General features: G+C 35.9%; 13 protein-coding genes. 4 read left to right on the top strand and 9 right to left on the bottom strand.

What is annotated here, in order from left to right:
- Both Q0L68_RS11455 and Q0L68_RS11450 read right to left on the bottom strand, forming a co-directional pair.
- A partial coding sequence (locus tag Q0L68_RS11455) for a beta-ketoacyl synthase N-terminal-like domain-containing protein (RefSeq protein ID WP_296703106.1) occupies nucleotides 1-668 on the bottom strand: 668 nt, incomplete at its 3' end.
- 19 nt (nucleotides 669-687) lie between these two features.
- Nucleotides 688-924, bottom strand: a complete 237-nt coding sequence (locus Q0L68_RS11450; protein WP_057940051.1) for an acyl carrier protein — start codon at nucleotides 922-924, stop codon at nucleotides 688-690.
- A gap of 152 nt (nucleotides 925-1,076) precedes the next feature.
- On the opposite strand from Q0L68_RS11450, the gene Q0L68_RS11445 reads away from it, so the two are divergent.
- Complete coding sequence (locus Q0L68_RS11445; protein WP_296703085.1) at nucleotides 1,077-1,505, top strand: IPExxxVDY family protein; 429 nt, start codon at nucleotides 1,077-1,079, stop codon at nucleotides 1,503-1,505.
- A 7-nt stretch (nucleotides 1,506-1,512) separates the two neighbouring features.
- Nucleotides 1,513-2,943: a pyruvate kinase gene (gene pyk / locus Q0L68_RS11440; protein ID WP_296703083.1), complete on the top strand. Its 1,431-nt coding sequence runs from the start codon at nucleotides 1,513-1,515 to the stop codon at nucleotides 2,941-2,943.
- Between the two features lie 114 nt (nucleotides 2,944-3,057).
- Here pyk and Q0L68_RS11435 read toward each other — a convergent pair whose 3' ends face one another.
- From Q0L68_RS11435 to Q0L68_RS11415, 5 genes are read right to left on the bottom strand one after another with little or no spacing between them, the layout of a single operon-like run.
- Nucleotides 3,058-4,638 (bottom strand): NFACT RNA binding domain-containing protein, encoded by a 1,581-nt coding sequence (locus tag Q0L68_RS11435; RefSeq protein WP_296703080.1) that lies wholly within the window; start codon nucleotides 4,636-4,638, stop codon nucleotides 3,058-3,060.
- Nucleotides 4,638-5,402, bottom strand: coding sequence for an MBL fold metallo-hydrolase (locus Q0L68_RS11430; RefSeq protein WP_296703079.1), 765 nt, complete (start codon nucleotides 5,400-5,402; stop codon nucleotides 4,638-4,640). The genes Q0L68_RS11435 and Q0L68_RS11430 overlap by 1 nt, the downstream gene beginning before the upstream one ends.
- Entirely contained in the window at nucleotides 5,399-5,677 is a 279-nt protein-coding gene (locus tag Q0L68_RS11425) for a hypothetical protein (protein ID WP_296703076.1), read from the bottom strand. The genes Q0L68_RS11430 and Q0L68_RS11425 overlap by 4 nt, the downstream gene beginning before the upstream one ends.
- Before the next feature lie 3 nt (nucleotides 5,678-5,680).
- Nucleotides 5,681-6,058 (bottom strand): response regulator, encoded by a 378-nt coding sequence (locus Q0L68_RS11420; protein WP_296703073.1) that lies wholly within the window; start codon nucleotides 6,056-6,058, stop codon nucleotides 5,681-5,683.
- On the bottom strand, nucleotides 6,055-6,816 hold the full coding sequence (locus Q0L68_RS11415) for a hybrid sensor histidine kinase/response regulator (protein WP_296703070.1): 762 nt from the start codon (nucleotides 6,814-6,816) through the stop codon (nucleotides 6,055-6,057). The genes Q0L68_RS11420 and Q0L68_RS11415 overlap by 4 nt, the downstream gene beginning before the upstream one ends.
- 44 nt (nucleotides 6,817-6,860) lie before the next feature.
- On the opposite strand from Q0L68_RS11415, the gene miaA reads away from it, so the two are divergent.
- Nucleotides 6,861-7,772 carry a tRNA (adenosine(37)-N6)-dimethylallyltransferase MiaA gene (gene miaA / locus Q0L68_RS11410; protein ID WP_296703067.1) on the top strand — a complete coding sequence of 304 codons (912 nt, stop codon included), beginning with the start codon at nucleotides 6,861-6,863 and terminating at the stop codon, nucleotides 7,770-7,772.
- Here miaA and Q0L68_RS11405 read toward each other — a convergent pair.
- Both Q0L68_RS11405 and pfkA read right to left on the bottom strand, forming a co-directional pair.
- Nucleotides 7,757-8,092 (bottom strand): hypothetical protein, encoded by a 336-nt coding sequence (locus Q0L68_RS11405; protein ID WP_296703065.1) that lies wholly within the window; start codon nucleotides 8,090-8,092, stop codon nucleotides 7,757-7,759. The genes miaA and Q0L68_RS11405 overlap by 16 nt on opposite strands.
- A 1-nt stretch (nucleotide 8,093) precedes the next feature.
- Complete coding sequence (pfkA, locus tag Q0L68_RS11400; RefSeq protein ID WP_296703061.1) at nucleotides 8,094-9,068, bottom strand: 6-phosphofructokinase; 975 nt, start codon at nucleotides 9,066-9,068, stop codon at nucleotides 8,094-8,096.
- A 129-nt stretch (nucleotides 9,069-9,197) separates the two neighbouring features.
- On the opposite strand from pfkA, the gene Q0L68_RS11395 reads away from it, so the two are divergent.
- Nucleotides 9,198-10,001: aldo/keto reductase (locus Q0L68_RS11395; RefSeq protein WP_296703055.1), on the top strand; the 804-nt coding region annotated here is incomplete at its 3' end.

Raw genomic sequence — 10,001 nt, 5'->3', positions numbered from 1 at the left:
GGACGCGAAGCTGTTTCAGGAGATTCATTTCTTTGGGATAATGCTTTCATTGCATTGAAACCACCTATTCCTGCCTCAGTAACTGCAGCTTCAGAACCTCCGCTGATAAAGATATCAGCTTTACCTAATCTGATGTAATTAAATGCATCAATCAAAGCATTCGTAGCTGAAGCACAGGCTGAAACTGTTACAAAATTTGGTCCTCTAAAACCATATTTAATAGAAATGAATCCTGCACTGATGTCAGCAATCATCTTCGGAATAAAGAAAGGATTAAAGCGAGGAGTACCATCACCATTGGCAAAATATGTCACTTCATCTTGAAACGTTCTTAGTCCTCCGATACCAGATCCCCAAATTACACCTGCACGTGACTTATCAATAGCTTCTAGATCGAAACCCGCGTCATTCATGGCCTCTTCTACAGAGATCATTGCATATTGTGTAAAGGGATCCATCTTTCGGGCCTCTTTTCTATCAATAAACTGTTCGATGTCAAGATTTTTGACTTCGCAAGCAAATTGAGTTTTGAATAGAGAGGCATCGAATCTGGTGATCGGCGCAGCACCGCTCACCCCATTAATCAATCCGGTCCAGAATTCTTCGACCGTATTGCCTATTGGGGTAAGGGCACCAATACCTGTTACAACAACTCTTTTTAAATTCATAAAATGAATTTATGGGTTATTATTTTACGTTAGCCTCAAGATAGGTAACAGCCTGTCCCACCGTGCCGATCTGCTCAGCCTGGTCATCAGGAATTGAGATATTGAATTCTTTTTCGAATTCCATGATCAATTCTACGGTGTCCAGAGAGTCAGCTCCAAGGTCATTGGTGAAGCTTGCTTCTAAAGTCACTTCAGACTCTTCTACGCCAAGTTTGTCAACAATGATGGCTTTTACTTTTTGTGCAATTTCAGACATTTTGTGATCAGTTTAGTTAATAACACTTCGCAAAGAAATATATTTAAAACCTAATTGACAAAGAAATGACTCAAGTAAATTTTATTATAAATGACTCTTCTGTTAGGTTGGATTTAAATTTTTAACTTTGCTACCATCTATTTTCTTCCTCAATGAAGAAGTCAAAATTACTAATTGAACATACGTACGATTTTGAGCTACTTGGCCTCCAATCCCCTGTAAAGGATTATAAAATGGCTTGGTTGATCAATCGTGACCTAGATTTAAATCTAGTGAAAAAAGACGATTTGGAATTAGAGTTTCTTACCTCTCCAAGCCTGAAAATATCACAATATTTCCTTTCTTTACCACATGGATTTATTCAGCTGTTGAAAAATAAAGCTTTGAACAATGAGCATCAAGTCACTTATTTAATCCCAGAATTAAAATTTATGGATTATTTCCTTTTGGTTCAAGATGAAACCTTTCAGACTAGTATTCATACATTTGTAGACCAATTGGCTAAAAACTCCTTCGTTCAAAATATTGTCAAGCTGGATATTTCCAAACTTAAATCAAAAGAGAACCTATTAACTTATTAATGTTCCAATGAGCTATACTCAATTTAACAAGACCAAAATTCTTGCAACAATCGGCCCTGCTTCAAATAACTATGAAACTATTGTCAGTCTTGCTGCTGCTGGCGCCAATGTTTTTCGACTGAATTTTTCACATGGAAGTCATGATATACATAAAGAAGTAATCGAAATCATTCGAAAAGTAAACAAAGAAAAAAAATTAAACCTCGGTATTCTCCAAGATCTCCAAGGACCAAAAATAAGAGTAGGTGAAGTAGAAAATAACGGGGTTGAAATTAAGCCTGGGGATGAAATTACTATTACAAATGATCCTGTTGTTGGTACGAGCAGCTTAGTAAGTACCGTATATCAAAACCTTCCACAGGACGTAGCTACCGGTGATAGAATTCTGATAGATGATGGGAATTTAGAAGTTTTGGTAAATGATACTGACGGTAAAAATGTTAATTGTACTGTAATCCACGGAGGTATTTTAAAATCCAGAAAAGGTATTAACCTTCCCAATACAAAAGTAAGCGCACCCTCATTGACTGAAAAAGATATTGAGGACTTGGCTTTTGGTTTGGAACAGGATGTCGACTGGATTGCTTTGTCCTTTGTAAGGTCAGCAGAAGATATCGTTGATTTAAGAGAGAGAATTGAAGCTAAAGGGAAGGTTTGTAAAATTGTTGCTAAAATTGAAAAACCTGAAGCATTAGAAAATATTGATTCAATCATTGAAGCAACAGATGCGATCATGGTTGCCCGAGGAGATTTAGGGGTTGAAGTTCCCATGGAAATTGTTCCGCTCTGGCAAAAGAAAATCGTCGAGAAATGCAAATTGGCTTGTAAACCTGTGATCATTGCCACTCAGATGATGGAAAGTATGATCGTCAATCCAAGACCTACCAGAGCTGAAACCAATGATGTGGCGAATGCGGTATTGGATGGAGCTGATGCGGTAATGCTATCTGCCGAAACGGCTTCTGGAAAATATCCAGTGAACGCTGTGAAGGCGATGAGTAGTATTATTGGTTACTTAGAGGCAAACGCTGAGATATACCATAATCTTTATAAAATACCTGAAGATGATGAAACTTTTCTAAGCAATAACTTGATTTTGATGGCTTCCAGACTTTCTAGAAATGTGAAAGCAAAAGCTATCGTAGGAATTACTTCATCAGGATTCACAGGTTTTAGAATTGCTTCTCATAGACCTTCGGCAAGTATTTTTGTGTTTACCAGTAAAAAAACTTTAATCACTCAAATGTCACTAGTATGGGGCGTCAGAGCTTATTATTACGATAGAGTTATTTCCACAGATGCTACTTTCGCTGACATAGAAAACACCCTAAAAGAAGATAATCATGTGAATACAGGTGATATTATCATCAACACTGCAAGTATGCCTTTGAAAGGAGAGGGTAGAACAAACATGTTAAAAATACATGTAGTAGAATAACAAATAAGAAAGGTTTTATACCAATTTAAAATAAGGAAAGCACCTTCTCCAAGAGGGTGCTTTTTTAATATTTTTCAATTCCAATTTTGAAATAGTAAGGATTTCGAATTGATATTACTTTTGGTTAGAAATCGAATCATCAGGTCCTTTAGGTTTGACCATTATGACATTTTCCCGATCCACTTTTACCGATCCATCCGGAGAACCTTTTACTTTTCTTACAAACTTTGCTTCCGTATAAATTACCGGAGCGAGAGATTCATTCTTATGTTTTGAATAAAATGCTGCCAATTCAGCCGCTCGTTCCAGTACCATTGGAGGGATATTATTAAATCCTTTCATTTTTATTACTACATGAGATCCTGGTACTAATCTAGCATGTAACCATAAATCATCTTTATGGACAAAGCCTCTAAGCATCTCATCATTAGCTTTGGCAGACTTTCCAACCCAAACCTGAAATCCATAGATCTCAAAAGATTTAAAAGGTAACGAGGAGGGAGATTTAAGTATTGACTTTTCTTTTACTTCCTCTTTTTTAAAAGTTTTTAAACCCCTGAATTCCTCAACTTTATTGAGGTTTTGAATCTGAGAAACCAATTCGTTTTTTAATTGATTTTTATTTTGAATCGTCTTTTCGATTTGTTCCCATTCCAATTTCCTGTTTTTGCTTTTTCGATAAAGCTGAGCTGCAAAATCCTGCGGTTTTTGTTGCGGTTTTAATTTGACTTTTACAGTTTTCCCAGAGTAAAAATCAAATAATTCAACCTCTTGTTTAGTATCTCTAAATTCATGGAGATTCGCCATCACTATATCCGCAAGTTGGGAAGGTGGAGGACTAAGCTTTAACTCCTCAAGTTTACTTGTTGCTTTCGTTAGATATGACTCTGTTTTTTTAAGCTGATCCTGAAATTTTTTAAGCAATTCATTTTTCTCCTTTTCGAAATTTCCTTTTACCAATGCTAAATAGAAAAGCTCATTAGTTGCTTCAATTGGGTTAGAAAAAGTTTTAATAGCTTGGTCTTCAGGCAAAAGACTTAATTGGATTCCTTCTTGAGTTTCTATTAAGGCAAACAAGGGAGCTTCAAGTAAATCACGAATTTCCTCCATTAATTCCCATTTTTTATCTAGCTCCAAATTGGGATATCCTTTTTCTTTTAACCAAGATCTGGGGATTTTTCCAAGAGTAGGTAGAAATTGAGAAGCATTTCCTCCCAACTGATCGAATCGTTCCCGGGTTAATTCTAAGGATACCAGAAGTGACTTCCAATCGAGGTTTTTATCTTCTGAAATTTCATTTCTGAAAATTCGGAAAGGGGACTTTTGATCGGTTTCAAAAAGCAAAACATTACTTCTATTAGCATGTAACTTGAAAAGCAATATTTTACCGGAATTAAGTCTAAAAATAAATGATCTTTCAAAACTTAAAACTTCACAAGAATTTATTGTTTCCTCTAAAAGTTCAGGGAATAAATTAATGCTATTCCTTTTTGCTCTTCTGAAATTATCCGGAAAGCTTAGATAAATCTGTGGAGGTTTTAAATGTGCACGAATCCAAAGTGCCCCTTCTTCTCCTTCTGTTTCAAAAATCAGTTCATCCTTACTTTGGGAGAAACAGGAAATTATTTTTTGCCCTTTAAATTTTTCATCAAGGACAGGGCAAAGAAATTTGAGAAAATGATAATTGAGGTGCATTAATGCAAAGTTACCTGAAGGCCATCATAGGCCAAAGAAATTCCTTCCGGTAATTCATTATCAACTTCGCTATGTAGTCCAAGCTTATGAGAAATATGAGTTAAATAAGTCTGTTCGGCTCCTATTTCTTTTGCTTTTAAAACTGCTTCATCTAATGTGAAGTGAGAAATATGTGATTTCTTTTGCAATGCATTGAGAACTAAAATTTTGCTCCCTTCAATCAGTTTCATAGACTCATCGGGAATGAAGTTAGTATCAGTGATATAAGTAAAATCTCCAATTCTAAAGCCAAGAACAGGAAGTTTATAGTGCAAAACAGGAATTGGGATGATTTTTACACCTTGAATTATGAATGGTTTTTCATTTATTTCGACTGGCTCAACTTGAGGAACTCCTGGATATTTTTTGCTTGAGAATACATAGGCAAATTCCCTTTTGATTTGTTCGAGCACGTTAACTCTGCCAAAAACTGGCATGTCTTTTTGTTGTTTGAAATTAAAAGGACGGATATCATCAAGTCCTGCCGTGTGATCTTTGTGCTCATGGGTAAAAAGAACGCCATCCAAGCGTTCAATTCCCGCCCGTAACATTTGGCTTCTGAAATCAGGGCCAGTATCTACGACCAAGCTTAAATCACCTAGATCAAAATGTATTGAAGACCTGAACCTCTTGTCTCTGAAATCCAAAGATTTACAGACTTGACAAGAACAACCTATTACAGGGACTCCTTGAGATGTACCGGTTCCCAAAAAAGTTACTTTCAAAATTTTAAAGTGGTTTGTCTTAGTTCTCGAAGAAAATCGTGATTGGCTTTATCTGAAAAATCCTGAGGATTAAAATTCAATTCTGTTAAAATGTCTATAAGAGCATTGATTTTTCCTTCAAGAGGGAAATATTTATTGATGATGACAATTTTATTTTCATTAAGTACACAATATCCAGATTTGAAATTTCCTTTTTCATACCGCAAGGAATATTCTGATGCCGCAAAAAGGTTTTCTAATTTATCCAGGTAATTTTTTGTGTATTTAATTGCCATATTTTAACTCAAGTGTTTTTTGACAGTTGCTAAAACTTTATCAAAATCCAATGGTTTTTGAATAAAATCATCGAAACCGAATTTGCGGAATTCGTCCATCGTGTAATTATTCACATTACCGGAGATCGCAATGATCGGGAGTTTAGACTTCTTCGGATCATCTAATTTACGAATTGCCTGAGTACATGAAGCACCATCCATTACGGGCATGCTTATATCCATCAGAATCAAGTCGAAATCTTCTTTTTCTAACATTTCCAAAACTTGCTTTCCATTACGAGCTGCTTTCATTTCATAATTTTCAAAGGCAAGTACGCTTTTTGTCAGATTGATAATTACAGAACTGTCTTCTCCTACAAGAATTTTTTTTGTGTTACTCATGATATAAAAATAGTTTCTTCCAGAATATAATTTTTAAAATTTTGAATTTCATTTTGCAAGCTATGAAGTGTTTTTTTTGTTTCTAGCCAGTTTTCATCTAATGCGGATTGCTCTCCTTCTATTGAAAGTAGGAAAATTTTATTAGCACCAAGCGTTCCGCTATTTCCTTTTATAACATGAAGGTTTTCACTTATGATTCTTAAATCACTCTTATTGAAGGATTTTATAGAATCCTGTACTAGTGTTTCGCACTCATCCAAAAATTCTAAATAGATGGTTCTTATAGTTTCTACTTTGTTGTATTTCAATAATTGATTTAAAACTTTAAGATCTAAAATTACTTGCTCAATTGGGCTGTTATTGACTTCATCCACTCCATTGCTGGGTAAAGCTTGATCTACTAGAAATTTATTAATGCATTCCAATAAGCTTTTTGGTCTTATCGGCTTAACTAAAAATTCATCAAAACCCTGTTCCAGAAAACTGTTCCTATCTTCAATTTCAGCAAATGCAGTAACAGCAACTATGGGGCATTCTGAATGATTTGAAAGTCTCACTTGCTTCATCGCGGTGATTCCATCCATCTGAGGCATTTGGATATCCATAAGGATCAAATCAAATTTATCTTCTTGTATCATCTTTAGTGCCTCAATTCCATTTTTTGCACTTTTATATAAGCAGATTTGCCCTATAAGATTCTCAAATAGTTTACGGTTGATATCATTATCGTCAACAATCAGAACCCTTTTGCTTTTCATCTTGTAAGTTTGGATTTTTGATCTCAGTCTAAGCGATTAAACCTTTGGAAAAACAAAAATATCTTATTCTTGTAGTTGGCCCAACCGCAGTAGGTAAAACTGAAATATGTTTAAAGCTAGCCAAAAATTTCAATTCAGGTATTATCTCCTGCGATAGTAGGCAATTTTATAAGGAAACAAATATAGGGACGGCTAAACCTTCTGAAAAGGAACTGAGCCAGATACCTCATTATTTCATCAATAGTCTTTCTATAGAAGATTCATATGATGTAAAGATGTTTGAAAAAGATGTTATCGCTCTTCTTAAAAAGCTTTTTACTGATCATCAGGTTGTTATTATGACAGGAGGATCAGGATTATTTGCAGATGCTGTAGTTAATGGGTTAGATGATATGCCTGAATTGGACCCAACTATTAGAAAGGAGATCATCAAAGAATATGAAGAAAAAGGCTTAGGCTTTTTACAAAATGAATTGGGCAGAATTGACCCCGAATATCTACGAGTGGTTGATCAGAATAATCCTCAGCGGCTAATGAGAGCGATTGAAGTTTTTAGAGGCACAGGAAAGCCTTTCAGCAGCTTTAGGGTGAAGAAGAAAGCAAAAAGACATTTTAGGACAATTAAGATTGGTCTGGAAATGGACCGAGAAGAATTATATCAGCGTATCGATAGTAGGATGGATCAGATGATAAAGGCCGGCTTATTTGATGAGGCTGAAGGATTTTTTGAAAAAAGGAATTTAAATGCTTTACAAACAGTAGGCTATCAAGAGATTTTTGGTTTTCTGGAAGGAAAGTACGACCGGGAAGAAGCAATCAGGCTACTTAAACGAAATTCTCGAAGATACGCCAAAAGACAATTGACTTGGTTTCGAAAAGACGCTGATATCCATTGGTTTAATCCAACTGACGAAAAGGAGATTATGAATTATATTTCTTCTCAGATTGGAGAGTAACCGGATATTTTTGCTACCCAATTGTAAGGTGCTTTTTTTATCAATTGGTTATATTGTAATCGATTGATTTTTAAAGACCTAAGTGTTTCACTACTCTTTTTAGGGATCTTTTTATCCGAATGAAGTTTTTTCCATTTTTCAGTGATCATGTCTGGATCAGCGATCTCTCCAAGAATAATTTCTAGTTCCGGATGATTTAATCCAAGTTTGGAAGTCAACTCCCTTTGCAAATTTAATTTGCGCTGCATGGTAGTTCTTACAGTAAGAAAAAATAGGAGGCATGCGCCTCCCATGGTCAAGAATATTGGAATAAATCCCATATCAAATACTTAAAATTTCCATCAATTTTAAATGTCCTTTATTCAAAGGCTTTTCTTTTCCTATGCAATCTTCAAAAGAAGTATAGACTATATTTTGATTCATTACTCCTGCCATACAATTTCTCTTCCCTTCAATTAATCCTTCTACTGCTGCCATTCCGCAAAAGCTTCCCAAAACCCGATCTCTTGCCGTTGGACTGCCACCTCTTTGAATATGGCCAAGGGTAGTAAATTTAAAATTTTTGTTATTGTCGTTAATCTTTTCTTTGACCTTACGCATGATGGTTTCTGCATTTCCCTCTTCATCACCCTCAGCAACAACCACAATACTAGAACTCTTACTTTTTCTAAGGTTTTTTAAACTTTTCACTACAATATTCAAATCTGTTTTAGTCTCAGGAACCATCACAAATTCTGCTCCTCCACCAATCCCTGATTCTACCGCAATAAAACCGGCATCTCGACCCATCACTTCTATAAAGAAAATCCTATCGTGGGCTGCCGCAGTGTCTCTTATTTTATCAATAGCTTCCAAGGCTGTGTTCACAGCTGTATCAAAGCCAATAGTATAATCAGTTCCAAATAAATCGTTATCTATAGTTCCTGGACAGCCAACAGTAGGAATTCCATATTCTTCTTCAAAGATTTTGGCACCTGTAAAGGTTCCATCTCCACCGATGGCGACAATACCCTCAATTCCATGTTCAACAAGATTTTCGTAAGCTTGTTTACGGCCTTCAGGAGTTTTAAACTCCATTGACCTGGCAGATTTTAAGATAGTTCCTCCGCGTTGGATAATATTGCTTACAGAATGGGAGTACATCCTTTTGATATCACCCTCAATCATTCCTTCGTAACCTCTATAAATTCCGTAAACCTCTAGGCCTTTGTAAATGGCGGTTCGCACAACCGCCCTTACGCAAGCATTCATGCCGGGACTATCTCCACCAGAGGTAAAAACTGCGATCTTTTTCATTTCAATAGGTTTAAGTATTCAAAAATAGGGATTAATGAAGGAATAAAGGAAATCATAGATTTTAAAAGCCCAAAAAAAACTCCTTTATTAGAAAACAACATTCATCTTTTAAAAACAAGTTAAGTTTTTATGAAAACATTAACGCTTTCCCCTTCTAAAATCGAGATTTCATCCTTGGGTTTAGGCTGCATGTCTTTACCTGAAGATTTTTCTCAGACTCAAAAAATCATTGATGCGGCTATTTCCGAAGGGATAAATTTCTTAGATACCGCTGACCTTTATCAAAAAGGACTGAATGAAGAAATGGTTGGGAAAGCGATCAAAAGTAGGAGAGCAGAGGTTGTAATAGCCACAAAAGTAGGAAATCAACTCAGAGAAGATGGCTCGGGATGGGACTGGAATCCGCGAAAAGCTTACATTTTGCAAGCGGTTGAAAAAAGTCTAAAAAGACTCCAAACTGATTATATCGATTTATATCAGTTGCACGGAGGAACAATCGAAGATCCTTGGGAAGAAACCTTGGAAGCCTTTGAAATTTTAAAAGACCAAGGGAAGATCAGGGACTTTGGGATTTCATCCATAAGACCAAATGTTATCCGAAAGGTGCTAACTGATTCAAAACCAGCTACCGTTATGATGCAGTATAGTCCTTTGGATCGCAGACCGGAAGAAGAGGCCTTTCCTTTGATTGAGCAAACTGATGAAACAAAAGTTTTGGTTCGTGGAAGTTTTGCCAAGGGCATGTTGATTGATAAACCAGAAGCAGATTATTTGGATCATTCCTTGGAAGATGTTCGCGCTATTAAAAAAGTAATTCACGAGTCTGGGTATATGCCAGAAGCTTTTTTGATCAAATTTGGACTTTCTCAAAAATCAGTAGGTTCCCTAATCATCGGGGCAAGCTCTGTTGCTCAAGTCGAGAAAATGAGTAGA

Origin of the sequence: Algoriphagus sp. (assembly GCF_024642405.1) — a bacterium.
Classification (GTDB): domain Bacteria; phylum Bacteroidota; class Bacteroidia; order Cytophagales; family Cyclobacteriaceae; genus Algoriphagus.
This window is presented reverse-complemented; position numbering and strand designations above follow the sequence as displayed.

Excerpts from the sequence above, each read along its gene's own strand:
- Q0L68_RS11450 (WP_057940051.1), bottom strand. The coding sequence starts at position 924 with ATGTCTGAAATTGCACAAAAAGTAAAAGCCATCATTGTTGACAAACTT.
- Q0L68_RS11445 (WP_296703085.1), top strand. The coding sequence starts at position 1,077 with ATGAAGAAGTCAAAATTACTAATTGAACATACGTACGATTTTGAGCTA.
- pyk (WP_296703083.1), top strand. The coding sequence starts at position 1,513 with ATGAGCTATACTCAATTTAACAAGACCAAAATTCTTGCAACAATCGGC.
- Q0L68_RS11435 (WP_296703080.1), bottom strand. The coding sequence starts at position 4,638 with ATGCACCTCAATTATCATTTTCTCAAATTTCTTTGCCCTGTCCTTGAT.
- Q0L68_RS11425 (WP_296703076.1), bottom strand. The coding sequence starts at position 5,677 with ATGGCAATTAAATACACAAAAAATTACCTGGATAAATTAGAAAACCTT.
- Q0L68_RS11420 (WP_296703073.1), bottom strand. The coding sequence starts at position 6,058 with ATGAGTAACACAAAAAAAATTCTTGTAGGAGAAGACAGTTCTGTAATT.
- Q0L68_RS11415 (WP_296703070.1), bottom strand. The coding sequence starts at position 6,816 with ATGAAAAGCAAAAGGGTTCTGATTGTTGACGATAATGATATCAACCGT.
- Q0L68_RS11405 (WP_296703065.1), bottom strand. The coding sequence starts at position 8,092 with ATGGGATTTATTCCAATATTCTTGACCATGGGAGGCGCATGCCTCCTA.
- pfkA (WP_296703061.1), bottom strand. The coding sequence starts at position 9,068 with ATGAAAAAGATCGCAGTTTTTACCTCTGGTGGAGATAGTCCCGGCATG.